The sequence below is a fragment of the Klebsiella electrica genome (assembly GCF_006711645.1).
Taxonomy (GTDB): Bacteria; Pseudomonadota; Gammaproteobacteria; order Enterobacterales; family Enterobacteriaceae; genus Klebsiella; species Klebsiella electrica.
In genome coordinates this window covers 3,517,616-3,534,217 of the sequence record NZ_CP041247.1, presented here as the reverse complement: position 1 = coordinate 3,534,217, position 16,602 = coordinate 3,517,616, and the positions used below count along the sequence as shown (strand labels likewise).

Sequence of the window (16,602 nt, the reverse complement as noted above, 5' to 3'; positions counted from 1 at the left end):
GCGCAAATTTGGTAGCGACAGGTTACCGCCACGAGGAGCGATCTTTTCCCCCGACGGCGGCGAATACCGTCGCCGGGGGCAGAGCGAAGGCGCTTCAGGCGGTGAAGAGGGCGATCAGCACTGGCACCAGCAGGCTCAGCACAAAACCGTGAACGATGGCGGCAGGGACAATCTCGACGCCGCCGGAACGCTGTAAAACCGGCAGGGTAAAGTCCATTGAGGTGGCGCCGCACAGCCCTAATGCCGTGGAGCGGCTGCGGCGAACCAGGCCGGGGATCAGCATGATGGCCAACAGCTCGCGGGAAAGATCGTTGAAGAATGCGGCGCTGCCGATGACCGGGCCAAAGGATTCGGTCATCAGGATCCCGGAGAGCGAATACCAGCCTAAGCCGGAGGCCATTGCCAGACCGGTCTTCAGCGGCAGGTCGAGAATAAAGGCGTTAATCACGCCGCCGGCTAATGAACTCACGGTGACAACCACCGCCACAATCATGCCGCGGCGATTAAGCACAATTTGACGTAAGGTCATTCCGTTATTACGCAGCTGAATACCAATCAGGAACAGCAGGAAGATCAGCGTATATTCGCTCGCCTCGGTGGCATGCTGTAAAAATGACAAACCGCTCAGACCAATCAGAAAACCAATAAGCACCACGCCGCACAGCTGCAGGGATTCCATCGCCATTGCGATGCGGGAAGGTAATTTCTCCTGCCGGTGCTGGTGGCGCCACGGCATTTTCTGCTCCAGCCACATTAATGCGGCAATATTACACAGCAGAATAACAACCACGCTGACCGCCGCATAATGAAGAATGGACAGCAGGTTGCTGGATAAATTGTCGAGGAAGGCGAGACTAATCCCCATGAAAAAGAGGATGACGTAGACAATCCAGCTCAACAGTCGCGCAATAAGTTTTAGTGCCGAAGGGTGACGCAGAGGAATAAGGTAGCCGACAATCAATGGCAGCAGAATGATTAATAATCCCGAAAACATGAACGATCTGGTCCTTGCAGAATGAGTTGAGCGCCACTGACACTACCCAAATCAGAGAACCGAGTAAAGCTGTGCCTGAAAAGAAAGGCCCGGCATTGCGGTAATGCCGGGCCTTGCGTGAAAGCAGATAACCCGATAAATGGTTAATCGCGTTTTTCCAGCAGCGTGCGATACAACACGCCGCCAAGGATACCGCCGATAATCGGCATCACCCAGAATAACCACAGCTGCTGCAGCGCCCAGCCGCCCTGGAAAATCGCCACCGCGGTGCTTCGCGCCGGGTTAACAGAGGTATTGGTAACCGGAATGCTGATCAGGTGGATTAAGGTCAGCGCCAGGCCAATCGCAATCGGGGCAAAGCCGGCCGGCGCATTTTTATCCGTTGCGCCATGAATCACTAGCAGGAAGCCGCAGGTCAGGACAATTTCAATCACCATGGCGGACAGCATGGAGTAGCCGCCCGGCGAGTGTTCCCCGAAGCCGTTGGAAGCAAAGCCGCTGGCCGCGGCATCAAAACCGGCTTTACCGCTGGCAACCACATACAGAACGGCGGCAGCAATAATACCGCCCACAACCTGAGCGATAATATAGCCAACCACGTCCTTCGCCGGGAAACGACCGCCGGCCCACAGGCCTAAAGTGACCGCCGGGTTGAAGTGTCCGCCGGAAATATGACCGACGGCAAATGCCATGGTTAATACGGTTAAACCGAAGGCTAAAGCCACCCCGGCAAACCCAATTCCCAGCTCCGGGAAGGCAGCGGCGAGCACTGCGCTACCACAGCCACCAAACACAAGCCAGAATGTACCAAAACATTCCGCTGCTAATTTTCTGAACATAACCACCTCAAAAGAATAATGTATACGGGCATACTTTTTGATGCCGTTCTTTATTTATCAACGTAAAGGATGATGATAAAAATAAAACGACGCTATTTTATGGGTGTTCGTCATCCTGCGGCTAGCGAAATAACTCGATATAATTTGATTTGGGGCAATGTGTCTTAATCCTTACACCATTACCAATTGTAGAAAAGTGTAGAGCAAAAATAATAAAGATAACCACGTTTGCGTATAAGTTATTTTCTAAATAAATGACATGATTAATAATTATAATTGATTATTATCATTCATCGTCCCGGAGCCGCGTGTGGGCCGGTAGTGTCATGTTGACGCATGTATCGCTATACTGCTGATTATTGAAGGAGAAAGTGGTTACTGAGCGGAGGAGATATGCATCTTGAGCGGGTAGAAATCGTCGGTTTTCGCGGCATCAATCGTTTATCGTTGATGCTGGAGCAAAATAACGTTCTGATCGGCGAGAATGCATGGGGTAAATCCAGCCTGCTGGATGCGCTGACGTTACTGCTTTCGCCGGAGTTCGAACTCTATCACTTCGTCCGCGATGATTTCTGGTTTCCGCCGGGCGATGTCCAGGGACGTGAACATCATCTGCATATCATTTTGACCTTCCGCGAGAATGAACCCGGTCATCATCGGGTACGTCGTTTTCGTCCGCTGAGCAACTGCTGGGTGCCCTGCGAGGATGGCTATCAGCGCATTTTTTATCGCCTGGAGGGCGAGCTGGCCGATGATAACAGCGTCATGACGCTGCGTAGCTTTATCAACAGCAAAGGCGAGGCGCTGGCGCTGGACGATATTGACGAGATGGTGTGCCACCTGGTGCGCCTGATGCCGGTTCTGCGCCTGCGCGATGCGCGTTTTATGCGGCGAATTCATAATGATTCCGTCCCGCACTCGCCGCAGATTGAGATAACCGCTCGCCAGCTGGATTTTCTCTCCCGCGAGCTGGTGAATCACCCGCAAAATTTAACCGATAGTCAGATACGCCAGGGGCTGTCGGCTATGGTGCAACTGCTGGAACACTATTTTGCCGAGCAGAGTAGCGCGCAATCCCGTCACCGCCTGATGCGTCGTCATTCGCACGATGAACAGCGCAGCTGGCGTTACCTGGATATTATCAACCGGATGATTGATAAACCCGGCGGCCGCAGCCATCGGGTTATCCTGCTTGGTCTGTTTTCAACCCTGCTTCAGGCAAAAGGGACGGTGCGGCTCGACCGCGACGCACGGCCTCTGCTGCTGATTGAAGACCCGGAAACACGTCTGCATCCGATTATGCTGTCGGTTGCCTGGCATTTACTGAATTTGCTGCCTCTGCAGCGCATCACCACCACCAACTCCAGCGAACTCCTGTCGTTGACGCCGGTGGAGCACGTCTGCCGACTGGTACGCGAATCCTCGCGCGTGTCGGCCTGGCGGCTTGGGCCGGGAGGAATGAATGCGGAAGACAGCCGGCGCATCGCTTTTCACATCCGCTTTAACCGCTCATCCTCACTGTTTGCCCGCTGCTGGCTGCTGGTTGAAGGGGAGACCGAGACCTGGGTGATTAACGAACTGGCCCGGCAGTGTGGACACCATTTTGATGCTGAAGGGATTAAGGTTATTGAGTTTGCTCAGTCGGGCCTGAAGCCGCTGATCAAATTTGCCCGTCGGATGGGGATCCAATGGCACGTGCTGGTCGACGGCGATGAGGCGGGGAAAAAGTATGCAGCGACGGTTCGTAGCCTGCTCAACGATGACCGCGATCTTGAACGCGATCACCTGACCACGCTTCCGGCGCTGGACATGGAACACTTTATGTATCGCCAGGGTTTTAACGATGTTTATCATCGGGTGGCGCAGTTACCGGCAAATGTGCCGATGAATATGCGACGGGTGATTACCAAGGCGATTCACCGCTCGTCAAAACCGGATCTGGCCATTGAGGTGGCGATGGAGGCCGGTCGCCGCGGCGTGGAGTCGGTGCCGACGCTGTTGAAGAAAATGTTCTCCCGCGTGCTGTGGCTGGCGCGCGGCCGCGCAGATTAAACGTGGCGACAATAAGAATGATTTAAATTTAGCGTTATGTTTTTACCCTCTGCGGATAGAATCACTACCTGGCTCTGCGGGTTAAAACATCAGGAACTTTTATGAAGCTCAATGGAAAACGCAGGAAAGTCTGGTGGCTGCTGGTCGTCGTGGTTCTGGCGCTGGCCTTCTGGGGATGGCGGATACTGGATGCTCCGCTGCCGCAGTATCAGACATTAGTGGTGCGCAAAGGCGATTTACAGCAGAGCGTGCTGGCCACTGGCAAACTGGACGCCCTGCGCAAAGTCGATGTCGGGGCGCAGGTGAGTGGACAGTTAAAAACGCTGCGCGTCAATATCGGCGACAAGGTCCAGAAAGATCAGCTGCTGGGGGTGATTGACCCCGAGCAGGCGCAAAACCAGATTAAAGAAGTCGACGCGACGCTGATGGAACTGCGCGCCCGGTTGAATCAGGCGCGTGCCGAACGCCAGCTTGCCGCGGCCACCCTCGCCCGCCAGCAGCAACTGGCCCGGCGCCAGCTGGTTTCCCGCCAGGATCTGGATACGGCGGCGACCGATTTGGCGGTGAAAGAGGCGCAGATCGGTACCATTGACGCGCAGATAAAGCGTAACCAGGCGACGCTGGATACCGCCAAAACCAACCTCGACTACACGCGGATTGTGGCGCCGATGTCCGGTGAAGTGACGCAAATCACCACGTTGCAGGGGCAAACGGTGATAGCCGCCCAGCAGGCGCCCAACATTCTGACCCTCGCCGATCTCAGTACCATGCTGGTCAAAGCTCAGGTATCTGAGGCGGACGTGATTCACCTTCGTGCCGGGCAAAAAGCCTGGTTTACCGTGCTCGGCGACCCGCTGACCCGCTACGAGGGGAAGCTGAAGGATATTTTACCCACCCCGGAAAAAGTCAACGACGCCATTTTTTATTACGCCCGCTTTGAAGTGCCGAATCCGCAGGGGATCCTGCGTCTGGAAATGACGGCCCAGGTGCATATCCAGATGGCGGAAGTCAAAAATGTCATCACCATCCCGCTCAGCGCGCTGGGCGATGCTATCGGCGATAACCGTTACCACGTCCGTCTGCTGCGTAATGGCGAGGTGAAAGAGCGTGAAGTGACTATCGGCGCGCGCAACGATACCGATGTGGCGGTGGTGAAAGGGCTGGATGAAGGCGATGAGGTGATCGTCGGCGAAAGTCGTACCGGGACGGCAAAATGACGGCGTTGCTGGAACTGCGTGATATCCGCCGCAGCTACCTCTCCGGCGACGGCAGTGTTGAGGTGCTCAAGGGCGTCACGCTGAGCATTGCCGCCGGTGAAATGGTGGCGATTGTCGGGGCATCGGGTTCAGGAAAATCGACGCTGATGAACATTCTCGGCTGTCTCGATAAACCGACCAGCGGCAGCTACCGCGTCGCCGGAACCGATGTCTCCTTACTCAGCGGTGATGCGCTGGCCCGCCTGCGGCGAGAACATTTTGGCTTTATTTTCCAGCGTTACCATCTGCTCTCGCACCTGACGGCAGCGCAGAACGTCGAAGTCCCGGCGGTGTATGCCGGGCGCGAGCGACGAGAACGCCTGGCCCGGGCGCATGATTTGCTGGTGCGGCTTGGTCTGGGAGAGAGGGCGGAATATCAACCTTCGCAGCTCTCCGGCGGCCAGCAGCAGCGGGTCAGTATCGCCCGCGCGCTGATGAATGGCGGAGAGGTGATTCTGGCCGATGAGCCGACCGGGGCGCTGGACAGCCGTTCGGGTGAAGAGGTGATGGCTATCCTGTACCAGTTGAAAGCGCAGGGGCACACGGTGATTATCGTCACTCATGATCCGCAGGTGGCGGCACAGGCCGAGCGGATCATTGAGATCCATGATGGGGAAATTGTGCGTAACCCGCCGGCGAAAAGTCCGACTGGCGGCGGGGTCGTCCGCCCGTTGGCCGGGGAAGAGCCTTCCGCATGGCGCCAGTTTACCAGCGGTTTTCGTGAAGCGCTGGTCATGGCGTGGCGGGCGATGGCGGCCAATAAAATGCGCACGCTGTTGACCATGCTCGGCATCATCATCGGCATCGCCTCGGTGGTGTCGATCGTGGTGGTCGGCGATGCGGCGAAACAGCTGGTGCTGGCGGATATTCGCGCGATTGGCACCAACACCATCGATGTTTATCCCGGTAAAGATTTTGGCGATGACGACCCCCGCTATCAGCAGGCGCTGAAATATGACGATCTGCTGGCCATTCAGAAGCAGCCTTGGGTGCGTTCGGCGACGCCCGCGGTGTCAAAAAGCCTGCGTCTGCGTGCGGATAACATCGATGTTGCCGCCAGCGTGGAAGGGGTCGGGCCGCAGTATTTTAATGTCTACGGCATGACCTTTAGCGAAGGTAATACGTTTAATGAACTGCAGCTCAACAGCCGGGCGCAGGTGGTGGTGCTGGATAGCAACACGCGTCGCCAGCTGTTTGCGCATAAAACGCGGGTTGTCGGGGAGATTATCCTCATCGGCAATATGCCGGCGACCATCATCGGCGTCGCCGATGAGAAGCAGTCGATGTTCGGCAGCAGTAAAATCCTGCGCGTCTGGCTGCCCTACACCACCATGGCCGGAAGAGTGATGGGGCAATCGTGGCTCAATTCGATTACCGTTCGCGTCCGGGAAGGGTATGACAGCGCCGCCGCCGAACAGCAGTTGCTGCGTTTGCTTGAGCTGCGCCATGGCAAAAAAGATGTTTTTACCTGGAATATGGACAGCATCTTGAAAACGGCGGAACGGACCACACATACACTACAGCTGTTTCTGACGTTAGTGGCGGTGATTGCGCTGGTGGTGGGCGGAATCGGCGTCATGAATATCATGCTGGTGTCGGTGACCGAACGAACGCGTGAAATCGGGATTCGGATGGCAGTCGGGGCGCGGGCCAGCGACGTGCTGCAGCAGTTTCTGATAGAGGCTGTTTTAGTCTGTCTGGTCGGCGGCGCGCTGGGCGTGACGTTATCGCTGATGATTGCGGTGGTTCTGCAGCTGTTTTTACCCGGCTGGGAGATAGGCTTTTCTCCGCTGGCGCTGCTGACGGCGTTTTTGTGTTCGACGTTAACCGGCGTGCTGTTCGGTTGGCTGCCGGCGCGAAACGCCGCGCGTCTCGATCCGGTGGATGCGCTGGCCCGCGAGTAGAAACAAAAAAATGCCAGTCAGAAGGACTGGCATTTTACTGGCAGGATGTACACAATGAAGCAAAAGAGTTATGCAGCCGCTTCGGCTTCCACAGGAACAATCACGCTGGCGTGATTGCCTTTCGGCCCCTGGTGAACATCAAACCGAACGGCTTGTCCGGCTTTTAGCGTTCTGTAACCATCCATCTGGATGGTGGAGTAATGGGCGAAAATGTCTTCGCCGCCGCCCTCAGGGCAAATAAAACCGAACCCTTTGGCATTGTTGAACCACTTAACAGTACCCATTTCCATACTTCGACATCCTTCGTAAATCTTTATAGGTAAGATGGAATGAACCGGTGGTGGAGTGACGAGTTGTGCAAATGCTCGCCAACTCTCGCCAGTACAATTTAGAGAAATACGGAAATGCGTCAAGCAATTGACGATGGCAGGAGGCGAAAAATGCGTCAAAATTTGAAGCAGTTAACGCTATTGCCGGGGAATGTGACAGACATCGCGGATGGAAGTAATAGATGATAGTTATCTATGATCTATTGTAGATTTGCGATGTGCATAGCCTCTGGTCATCGACAGGCCGCCGCCTGTTGGCAACAGCAACCGATGATGAATACTGACGATGAGTAAGAGAGATTGGCTGGACTTTGATCAGCTGGTAGAAGACGAAGTTCGTAATGAGCTTAAACCACCATCTATGTATAAAGTGATATTGCTCAATGATGACTACACTCCAATGGAGTTTGTTATTGACGTGTTACAAAAATTCTTTTCTTATGATGTAGAACGTGCAACGCAACTGATGCTGACGGTTCACTATCAAGGTAAAGCTATTTGTGGTGTATTTACCGCAGAAGTGGCGGAGACCAAAGTCGCGATGGTGAATGAATACGCGAAGGAGAACGAGCATCCATTGCTGTGTACGCTAGAGAAAGCCTGAAGACAGGCGTGAAAATTGGGGGAGGTGCCTATGCTCAATCAAGAACTGGAACTCAGTTTAAACATGGCTTTCGCCAGAGCGCGCGAGCACCGTCATGAGTTCATGACCGTCGAGCACTTGCTGCTGGCGCTGCTCAGCAACCCCTCGGCCCGCGAGGCGCTTGAAGCGTGTTCCGTGGACCTGGTGGCGCTGCGTCAGGAACTGGAAGCCTTCATCGAACAGACCACACCCGTTCTGCCCGCCACGGAAGAAGAGCGTGACACCCAGCCTACGCTGAGTTTTCAGCGCGTGCTGCAGCGTGCCGTCTTCCATGTACAATCCTCTGGCCGCAGCGAAGTAACCGGCGCTAACGTCCTGGTCGCGATTTTCAGCGAGCAGGAATCACAGGCGGCCTATCTGCTGCGTAAACATGAAGTGAGCCGTCTTGACGTCGTCAACTTCATCTCTCACGGTACACGCAAAGACGAGCCGAGCCAGTCTTCCGATAACAGCGGAAGCCAGCCCAGCAACGAAGAGCAAGCAGGCGGGGAGGAACGTATGGAAAACTTCACCACCAATCTTAATCAGCTTGCTCGCGTTGGCGGGATCGATCCGCTGATCGGCCGCGAAAAAGAGCTGGAGCGCGCGATTCAGGTGCTGTGCCGTCGGCGTAAAAATAACCCGCTGCTGGTGGGCGAGTCCGGCGTGGGTAAAACCGCGATTGCCGAAGGTCTGGCCTGGCGAATCGTTCAGGGTGACGTGCCGGAAATCATGGCCGATTGCACCATCTACTCGCTGGATATTGGCTCCCTGCTGGCGGGCACAAAATATCGCGGCGATTTTGAAAAACGCTTCAAAGCGCTGCTGAAACAGCTTGAGCAGGATACCAACAGCATTCTGTTCATTGATGAAATCCACACCATTATCGGTGCGGGCGCGGCGTCAGGCGGCCAGGTCGATGCCGCCAATCTGATTAAACCGCTGCTCTCCAGCGGCAAGATTCGGGTAATGGGTTCCACGACCTATCAGGAATTCAGCAACATCTTCGAGAAAGACCGGGCGCTGGCTCGCCGCTTCCAGAAGATAGACATTACCGAACCTTCCGTCGAAGAGACGGTGCAGATCATCAACGGCCTGAAGCCGAAGTACGAAGCGCACCACGATGTGCGTTATACCGCGAAAGCGGTGCGTGCGGCGGTGGAGCTGGCGGTGAAATACATTAACGATCGCCATCTGCCGGATAAGGCCATTGACGTTATTGATGAAGCCGGGGCGCGGGCGCGGTTAATGCCGGCCAGCAAACGCAAGAAAACCATCAATGTCGCCGATATCGAGTCCGTGGTGGCGCGTATCGCCCGTATTCCTGAGAAGAGCGTCTCGCAGAGCGATCGCGATACGCTGAAAAATCTCGGCGATCGCCTGAAAATGCTGGTCTTTGGCCAGGGCAAAGCGATCGAAGCGTTAACCGAAGCGATCAAGATGGCGCGCGCGGGCCTCGGTCACGAACACAAGCCCGTCGGTTCCTTCCTTTTTGCCGGGCCGACCGGAGTCGGGAAAACCGAGGTCACCGTGCAGCTGGCGAAAGCGCTGGGCATTGAGCTGCTGCGTTTTGATATGTCCGAATATATGGAACGTCATACCGTCAGCCGCTTAATTGGCGCGCCTCCGGGATACGTTGGTTTCGATCAGGGCGGGCTGCTGACCGATGCGGTGATTAAACATCCGCATGCGGTACTGCTGCTTGATGAGATCGAAAAAGCGCACCCGGACGTCTTTAACCTGCTGCTGCAGGTGATGGACAACGGTACGCTGACCGACAATAACGGTCGCAAGGCGGACTTCCGTAACGTGGTGCTGGTGATGACGACCAACGCCGGCGTGCGTGAAACCGAGCGTAAATCAATTGGTCTTATCCAGCAGGACAACAGCCCTGATGCGATGGATGAGATCAAGAAGATCTTTACCCCGGAATTCCGCAACCGCCTCGACAACATTATCTGGTTCGATCATCTGTCTACCACGGTTATCCATCAGGTAGTGGATAAGTTCATCGTCGAGCTGCAGGTTCAGCTGGATCAGAAAGGCGTCTCGCTGGAAGTCAGCCAGGAAGCGCGTGACTGGCTGGCAGAAAAAGGCTACGACCGGGCAATGGGCGCACGTCCGATGGCACGCGTAATTCAGGATAACCTGAAAAAACCGCTGGCTAACGAACTGCTGTTCGGCTCCCTGGTGGACGGCGGGCAGGTCACCGTTGCGCTGGATAAAGAGAAGGGCGCGTTGACCTATGACTTCCAGAGCGCGCAGAAGCACAAACCAGAAACGGCGCACTAAGACCGCTCTGTGAGAGGAAAAACCGGCCTGCGGGCCGGTTTTTTTACGCCGTTTTTAACCGGCTGCAGATATGAAAAGACCGGGAATTATCCCGGCCTTCAGCATCTGACGCCACGAGGGCGGAAAACTATCAGCGACTACGGAAGACAATGCGGCCTTTGCTCAGGTCGTACGGGGTCAGCTCAACAGTCACTTTGTCGCCCGTCAGAATGCGGATGTAGTTTTTACGCATTTTACCGGAAATATGCGCAGTTACCACGTGACCGTTTTCCAGTTCTACGCGGAACATTGTGTTAGGCAACGTGTCAAGTACGGTGCCCTGCATTTCAATATTGTCTTCTTTGGCCATCTAGTCCTCTGGGGTATCACTACCGTAGTTTTGAACCGGCAAGATAATGCCGAAGTTCAGCGCGTAAGTAAAGGTTTACGTTTGTGCGCTTTATCTTTCAGGCTGCCTTCGCTCGCTCGGTTACATAGTTATTGACGCAGCCAGGCGCTTTGCGGTGCTACCTGACGCATCGAAAATTATTCATTGAAGTAGGTTTGGCGCATTGCCCGGAATTCACACGGATAAGCCGCATGACAGGCGCAAACGTAAAGGGGAGTGACAGAACGATGGGCGTTATCTGACTCTTATTATTCCCAAACGGCGGCGGGGCAACAGGCAGAAGCTACTCTACTGCGCAATTATACCATCACGATAAAAAATGTGCTGAAAACATTTACACATTGCCGGTAAATAGCACCCTGGGCACCCAGAATCTTTCCGGCAGACGACGGGCGCGCAATACCGACAGCGCATCGAGATAATCGCGGCGGGGGATTTCGATGGCGCCCAGCGAAGCCGTGTGTTTATTCAGGACCTGGCAATCTATTAATTTCCCGCCGTCGCGGATAAATGCCTGGCAGAATATCAGCAAGGCCGTTTTCGACGCATTTTCCGCGCGGCTGAACATCGACTCGCCGCAAAACAACGCGCCTTGCGCTACGCCGTACATGCCTCCCACCAGCGTCTCGCCTTGCCACACTTCAATCGAGTGCGCATGGCCAAGCTCATGCAACTGGTGATAGGCCTTGACGATGCCGGGGGTGATCCATGTCCCTTCATCACGATTGTCGGCGCAACCTTCAATCACCTGACCAAATGCGTGGTTTAGCGTCACGCGATAGGGCGAGCGCTGGTGAAAACGCTTCATGCTGCGGCTGAGATGGAACTGCCCGGGCCACAATACCGCCCGCGGATCGGGGGACCACCATAAAATCGGATCGCCCGGAGAAAACCAGGGGAAAATCCCGTGCTGATAGGCCATAAGCAGACGCGACGGACTGAGATCGCCGCCGAGCGCCAGCAGGCCATTGGGTTCGCGTAACGCTCCCTCCGGGGAAGGGAAGGCAATGGACTGACGAGAGAGCTGAACCAGACGCATTTTAACCTCAATACGCACCAGGCAATTGTTCAATATATTCGCGGTTTTTCAAGCGCACGGTCCGTCGCCATGCCGGCAAAGCCAGCGCAGCGGACCGCTCTTTTCAGCACGCCAGAAACTCATTGAGTATATACGCAAAACGGCGTAAATCAGCCGGACTACAGACGCTGCTTAAACTGGTAGTAACGCCCCTGTTCAGCCAGCAGCTCCGCGTGACTACCTTGCTCAATAATCTTGCCGTTGTCCATGACAATTATCCGATTAAAACGCGCCAGTCCACGCAGGCGGTGGGTCACCATCAGCACGGTTTTTTCGCGCATCGCTTCAGCCAGTAAATCGAGGATCTGGCTCTCCGTCGTCGCATCAAGACCTTCGGTCGGCTCATCGAGCAACATCAGCGGCGCATCGTGCAGCAGCGCGCGGGCAATGGCCAGTCGGCGCAGTTCGCCGCCGGAAAGCTGGCGACCGCCTTCGCCCAGCCAGGCATTGAGACCGCTATCTTCCAGTAATTTTTCCAGCCCGACGCGTTCCAGCACTTTCATCAGCTGGACATCGCTGGCACCGGGGGCGGCCAGCGACAGGTTATCGCGCAGCGTGGCGCTAAACAGATGCACACGTTGCGGAACCACGCTCATCGCCTGACGCAAGGTTGCTTCATTGAGTCGGGTTAACGGCTGGTCGTTGAGTAGAATCTCGCCTTGAGCCGGATCCCAGGCGCGGGTCAGAAGCTGCAGCAACGTGGATTTACCGCAACCGGTGCGGCCCAGAATGGCAATATGCTGCCCTGCGCCAACCTGCAATGAGATATTTTCCAGCGCCGGGGAAGGCTGCTGCGGATAGCCGAAGGTGACCTGGTTCAAGGTCAATGACACCGGTCCGAAAGCCTGCGCGTCGCCGGCGGTGAAAGTGACTTCTGGCTGTTGCCCGGTAATCTGCGTGATTCGGCGGGCGGAAGCCATAACCTGTCCAAGATGCTGAAAGGCACCGGTGACCGGCGCCAGCGCTTCAAATGCCGCCAGCGCGCAGAAGACAAAAAGGGCGATCAGCGCGCCAGGCTGGCTGTTGCCGCCCACGCCAGCGGAGGTGAGCCACAGCATAGCAACCACGGCAACGCCACCAATCAGCAGCATCAACGCCTGCGACAGCGCCGTCAGCTCTGCCTGACGACGCTGGGCATCCTGCCAGCGCTGCTCGGTTTTCTCCAGCTGTTTGCGGTAGCGGTCGCTGGCGCTGAACAGCATCAGTTCAGCCTGTCCTTGCAGCCAGGCGGTGAGCTGTTGACGGTACTGCCCGCGCATTTGTGTGATGTTCTCACCGGCGGGTTTCCCGGCGCGATAAAACAGCGGCGGCAGAACCAGCAGGGTCACCAGCATAATACCGCCCAACGTCAGCGCCAGCGTAACATCGAGCATGCTCAAGCCTGCGGTGACCACCACAATGACAACCAGCGCGCCAATCAGCGGCGAGATAACCCGCAGATAGAGATGATCCAGGGTATCGACATCGGCGACTACCCGGTTAAGGAGTTCGCCCTGGCGAAAACGCGCCAGCCCGGCAGGGGAGAGGGGGAGTAGTTTACTGAAGGTAAACACCCGCAGATGCTGTAACACGCGGAAAGTGGCGTCGTGGCTGACCAGACGTTCGAAATAGCGGCCGGCGGTACGGATAATCGCTGCGCCGCGAACGCCGGCTGCCGGCAGCATATAGTTGAAACTGTAAATACCGGCGACGCCAACGACGGCAGAAGCGGATAAGAACCAGCCTGACAGCGTCAGCAGGCCGATACTGGCCAGCAGGGTGACGATAGCCAGCACCACGCCGAGGATCAGCAGCCAGATGTGCCGTTTGTATAACGCCAGATAAGGTAATAGCGCGCGCATTTAAATCTCCTCCTGACGGTGGGCTAACAGGGCGGCAAAAGGCCCGTTGGCCATAGCCAACTGGCTATAGGTCCCTTGTTCAACAATCTGCCCATTCTGCATCACCCACACGGCATCCCAGTCGGCGATGCCTTCCAACTGGTGGGTCACCATCAGCGTCGTTTGCTGCGAAGAGGCGTTAAAGAGCGCCTGCATGACCCGCTGTTCGCTATGCGCATCAAGGCTGGCGGCCGGCTCATCCAACAATAACAGCCGGCACGGTACCAGCAGCGCCCGCGCCACGGCGATGCGCTGCGCCTGCCCGACGGACAGACCAGCGGCCTGATCGCCGACCGGCGTATTAATCCCCTGCGGCAACTGGGAGATGAATTCGCTGACCCAGGCCTTATCCAGCGCGAGCTGAAGCTGCGCTTCGCTGGCTTCCGGCCAGGCCAGCACAACGTTCTCGCGTAGCGTGGCGGCGGGGAGCTGCGGGTTCTGCCCGACCCAACTGAGCAGACGATGCCACCGGCCGGCGTCAAGCTCGCGCAGTTCAACGCCGTTGACCGTCAGTGAACCGTCGTAGGGGAGAAAACCGGTCAATGTATTCAACAGCGAACTTTTACCGGAACCGCTCTGCCCGACCAGTACGACGCGTTTACCGGCAGGGAGCGTAAAGTTCAGCGGCCCCGCCAGGACTTTACCTTCCGGCGATTTGACGACCACATCGCGCGCTTCGAGACGAATCAGTTCGTTGTCGCTGAGGGTCTTCTCACCACGAGTCTCCTGCGCCAGCGGTTTTTCCATAAACGTTTTCAGACTATCCGCGGCGCCGATAGCCTGCGCTTTGGCATGGTAAAAGGTGCCTAAATCGCGCAGCGGCTGGAAAAACTCCGGCGCCAGGATCAGGGCCAGGAAGCCGGACATCAGGGTGACGCCGATGCCGTAGTGGCCAAAGTTAAGCTCTCCGAGATAGGAGAAACCGAAGTAAACCGCGACCAGAGCAATGGAGAGCGAGGTGAAAAACTCCAGCACGCCGGAGGAGAGAAAGGCGAGGCGTAACACTTCCATCGTCCGCTGACGGAAATCCTGGGAAGCATGGCGAATATTGTCCGTTTCCGCTTCGCCGCGGTGAAAGAGGCGCAGCGTTTCCATCCCGCGCAGGCGGTCGAGAAAGTGGCCGCTCAGGCGAGCCAGCGCCAGAAAGTTGCGGCGATTCGCCTCCGCCGCGCCCATGCCGACCAGCGCCATAAACAGCGGGATCAGCGGGGCGGTGCCGAGAAGAATCAGCGCCGCCGCCCAGTTGATTGGGAAAATGGTGATCACAATCAGCAGAGGGACGCAGGCGGCGAGAGTCATCTGCGGGAGATAACGCGCGTAGTAATCGTGCATGTCATCAATTTGCTCAAGCACCAGCGTCGCCCAGCTTCCGGCGGGTTTCCCCTGAATCCACGCCGGACCGGCCTGCTGCAGGCGATCGAGCACCTTGCGGCGTATTTCATAGCGAATATGTTGCCCGGCATAGAAACCTACCCGCTCGCGCAGCCATATCACCCAGGCCCGAAGAACAAAAATCAGCACCAGGATGATAAACGGCAATAGCAACGCCGTCGCCGGAATATTTTCCATAATCATGCGATGAAGGATTCGCGCCAGTACCCAGGCCTGACCGACGATCAGCAGGCCGCTAATGACGCCCAGCGCGCGGGAAATCATCAACCAGCGACGGGAGAGAATGCTTTGCTCTTTTAACCAGCGGGTTAACTCTTGTTGACGGCTTTTATTCATTGCGCACTTAGCAGGTGTAGTTATGAGGTTTTTAGGCCACGCAATGTTACAACGAGGAAAAAATAAAGGCGACTTTTCGTCGCCTTCTTTACCTTTGTTACTGACTTGTAAAGATTATTTGCAGGCGTCAGCTAAACCATCAAGATAGCGTTCAGCATCCAGCGCCGCCATACAGCCGGTACCGGCAGAGGTGATGGCCTGGCGATAGATATGGTCCATCACATCGCCCGCGGCGAATACGCCCGGAATGCTGGTCTGGGTGGCATTGCCGTGGATCCCGGACTGCACTTTGATATAGCCGTTTTCCAGCGCCAGCTGGCCTGCGAAAATAGCCGTGTTAGGGCTGTGGCCAATCGCGACAAACAGGCCCGCGACCTCCAGAGACTCAATATTGTCGGCATTCTGCGTATCACGCAGACGCAGACCGCTGACGCCCATCTGATCGCCCGTCACTTCTTCCAGCGTGCGATGGGTATGCAGCACGATATTGCCATTGGCCACTTTATCCATCAGACGATTGATCAGGATTTTTTCCGCGCGGAAAGTGTCACGGCGGTGAATCAGGTGGACTTCGGAGGCGATGTTAGAGAGGTACAGGGCTTCTTCCACCGCGGTATTGCCGCCGCCGATGACGGCCACTTTCTGGTTGCGATAGAAGAACCCGTCACAGGTCGCGCAGGCGGAAACGCCGCGTCCTTTGAAGGCATCTTCTGACGGCAGCCCCAGATAGCGCGCGGAAGCGCCGGTGGCGATAATCAGCGCGTCGCAGGTGTATTCGCCGCTGTCGCCGACCAGACGGAAAGGACGGTTTTGTAGATCGACGCTATTGATATGGTCGAAAATAATCTCGGTATCGAATTTCGTCGCATGTTCGTGCATCCGCTCCATCAGCAGCGGTCCGGTCAGATCGTTAGGATCGCCCGGCCAGTTTTCCACTTCCGTGGTGGTGGTCAGCTGACCGCCTTTTTCCATGCCGGTAATCAGTACCGGCTGCAGATTTGCGCGCGCGGCGTAGACTGCAGCGGTATATCCCGCAGGTCCAGAACCAAGAATAAGCAGTTTACTGTGTTTGGTCGTGCCCATGAGATCCCCATAATTTATTGGCATACATTGGGCTGGATTGTAGGGAATTTGTTGTCGTAAAAAAAGAGCACAGCAATTTTGTTAACGATACGTGCAATAGAGGACGCCAATTAACTGGCGATTTTACGTGCGAAGAATATAACTAATTCTACTGTCA

General features: G+C 56.1%; 13 protein-coding genes. 5 read left to right on the top strand and 8 right to left on the bottom strand.

The window, feature by feature from the left end; genetic code table 11:
• Positions 1 to 94: 94 nt before the first annotated feature.
• Positions 95 to 994, bottom strand: a complete 900-nt coding sequence (locus Electrica_RS16890; protein WP_141965012.1) for a lysine exporter LysO family protein — start codon at positions 992 to 994, stop codon at positions 95 to 97.
• Positions 995 to 1,137: 143 nt separating this feature from the next.
• Positions 1,138 to 1,833: an aquaporin Z gene (gene aqpZ / locus Electrica_RS16885; RefSeq protein ID WP_131048311.1), complete on the bottom strand. Its 696-nt coding sequence runs from the start codon at positions 1,831 to 1,833 to the stop codon at positions 1,138 to 1,140.
• A gap of 393 nt (positions 1,834 to 2,226) precedes the next feature.
• Between aqpZ and Electrica_RS16880 the strand changes: the two genes are divergently transcribed.
• The 3 genes from Electrica_RS16880 to macB all read left to right on the top strand — a co-directional run bounded on the left by Electrica_RS16880 (position 2,227) and on the right by macB (position 7,045).
• Positions 2,227 to 3,885 (top strand): ATP-dependent endonuclease, encoded by a 1,659-nt coding sequence (locus tag Electrica_RS16880; protein WP_100685457.1) that lies wholly within the window; start codon positions 2,227 to 2,229, stop codon positions 3,883 to 3,885.
• Between the two features lie 101 nt (positions 3,886 to 3,986).
• Positions 3,987 to 5,102 (top strand): macrolide transporter subunit MacA, encoded by a 1,116-nt coding sequence (gene macA, locus Electrica_RS16875; protein ID WP_141965011.1) that lies wholly within the window; start codon positions 3,987 to 3,989, stop codon positions 5,100 to 5,102.
• Complete coding sequence (gene macB, locus Electrica_RS16870; RefSeq protein ID WP_141965010.1) at positions 5,099 to 7,045, top strand: macrolide ABC transporter ATP-binding protein/permease MacB; 1,947 nt, start codon at positions 5,099 to 5,101, stop codon at positions 7,043 to 7,045. Before macA ends, macB begins: the two co-directional genes overlap by 4 nt.
• Before the next feature lie 68 nt (positions 7,046 to 7,113).
• On the opposite strand, the gene cspD is transcribed toward macB, so the two are convergent.
• The gene (cspD, locus tag Electrica_RS16865; protein WP_004860015.1) at positions 7,114 to 7,335 is read right to left on the bottom strand and encodes a cold shock-like protein CspD; all 222 of its coding nucleotides are present in this window, start codon (positions 7,333 to 7,335) and stop codon (positions 7,114 to 7,116) included.
• A 325-nt stretch (positions 7,336 to 7,660) separates the two neighbouring features.
• Between cspD and clpS the strand changes: the two genes are divergently transcribed.
• Positions 7,661 to 7,978 carry an ATP-dependent Clp protease adapter ClpS gene (gene clpS, locus Electrica_RS16860; protein ID WP_004860017.1) on the top strand — a complete coding sequence of 106 codons (318 nt, stop codon included), beginning with the start codon at positions 7,661 to 7,663 and terminating at the stop codon, positions 7,976 to 7,978.
• A gap of 30 nt (positions 7,979 to 8,008) precedes the next feature.
• A complete protein-coding gene (gene clpA / locus Electrica_RS16855; protein WP_100685460.1) occupies positions 8,009 to 10,288 on the top strand; it encodes an ATP-dependent Clp protease ATP-binding subunit ClpA in 2,280 nt (759 codons plus the stop codon).
• A gap of 130 nt (positions 10,289 to 10,418) precedes the next feature.
• Here the strand turns inward: clpA and infA are convergent, their stop codons facing one another.
• From infA to trxB, 5 genes are all read right to left on the bottom strand, one after another.
• Positions 10,419 to 10,637 carry a translation initiation factor IF-1 gene (infA, locus tag Electrica_RS16850; RefSeq protein WP_002211347.1) on the bottom strand — a complete coding sequence of 73 codons (219 nt, stop codon included), beginning with the start codon at positions 10,635 to 10,637 and terminating at the stop codon, positions 10,419 to 10,421.
• A 373-nt stretch (positions 10,638 to 11,010) separates the two neighbouring features.
• Complete coding sequence (gene aat, locus Electrica_RS16845; protein WP_100685492.1) at positions 11,011 to 11,715, bottom strand: leucyl/phenylalanyl-tRNA--protein transferase; 705 nt, start codon at positions 11,713 to 11,715, stop codon at positions 11,011 to 11,013.
• Between the two features lie 158 nt (positions 11,716 to 11,873).
• Positions 11,874 to 13,595, bottom strand: a complete 1,722-nt coding sequence (gene cydC, locus Electrica_RS16840; RefSeq protein WP_141965009.1) for a heme ABC transporter ATP-binding protein/permease CydC — start codon at positions 13,593 to 13,595, stop codon at positions 11,874 to 11,876.
• The gene (gene cydD / locus Electrica_RS16835; RefSeq protein WP_141965008.1) at positions 13,596 to 15,362 is read right to left on the bottom strand and encodes a heme ABC transporter permease/ATP-binding protein CydD; all 1,767 of its coding nucleotides are present in this window, start codon (positions 15,360 to 15,362) and stop codon (positions 13,596 to 13,598) included.
• A 114-nt stretch (positions 15,363 to 15,476) separates the two neighbouring features.
• A complete protein-coding gene (gene trxB / locus Electrica_RS16830) occupies positions 15,477 to 16,445 on the bottom strand; it encodes a thioredoxin-disulfide reductase (protein ID WP_100685463.1) in 969 nt (322 codons plus the stop codon).
• Positions 16,446 to 16,602 lie beyond the last annotated feature (157 nt).

Bases quoted from the DNA above. Each gene is read 5' to 3' on its own strand.
- cydD (WP_141965008.1), bottom strand. From the start codon at position 15,362: ATGAATAAAAGCCGTCAACAAGAGTTAACCCGCTGGTTAAAAGAGCAA.
- clpS (WP_004860017.1), top strand. From the start codon at position 7,661: ATGAGTAAGAGAGATTGGCTGGACTTTGATCAGCTGGTAGAAGACGAA.
- trxB (WP_100685463.1), bottom strand. From the start codon at position 16,445: ATGGGCACGACCAAACACAGTAAACTGCTTATTCTTGGTTCTGGACCT.
- aqpZ (WP_131048311.1), bottom strand. From the start codon at position 1,833: ATGTTCAGAAAATTAGCAGCGGAATGTTTTGGTACATTCTGGCTTGTG.
- cspD (WP_004860015.1), bottom strand. From the start codon at position 7,335: ATGGAAATGGGTACTGTTAAGTGGTTCAACAATGCCAAAGGGTTCGGT.
- macA (WP_141965011.1), top strand. From the start codon at position 3,987: ATGAAGCTCAATGGAAAACGCAGGAAAGTCTGGTGGCTGCTGGTCGTC.
- Electrica_RS16890 (WP_141965012.1), bottom strand. From the start codon at position 994: ATGTTTTCGGGATTATTAATCATTCTGCTGCCATTGATTGTCGGCTAC.
- macB (WP_141965010.1), top strand. From the start codon at position 5,099: ATGACGGCGTTGCTGGAACTGCGTGATATCCGCCGCAGCTACCTCTCC.
- infA (WP_002211347.1), bottom strand. From the start codon at position 10,637: ATGGCCAAAGAAGACAATATTGAAATGCAGGGCACCGTACTTGACACG.
- aat (WP_100685492.1), bottom strand. From the start codon at position 11,715: ATGCGTCTGGTTCAGCTCTCTCGTCAGTCCATTGCCTTCCCTTCCCCG.
- cydC (WP_141965009.1), bottom strand. From the start codon at position 13,595: ATGCGCGCGCTATTACCTTATCTGGCGTTATACAAACGGCACATCTGG.
- Electrica_RS16880 (WP_100685457.1), top strand. From the start codon at position 2,227: ATGCATCTTGAGCGGGTAGAAATCGTCGGTTTTCGCGGCATCAATCGT.
- clpA (WP_100685460.1), top strand. From the start codon at position 8,009: ATGCTCAATCAAGAACTGGAACTCAGTTTAAACATGGCTTTCGCCAGA.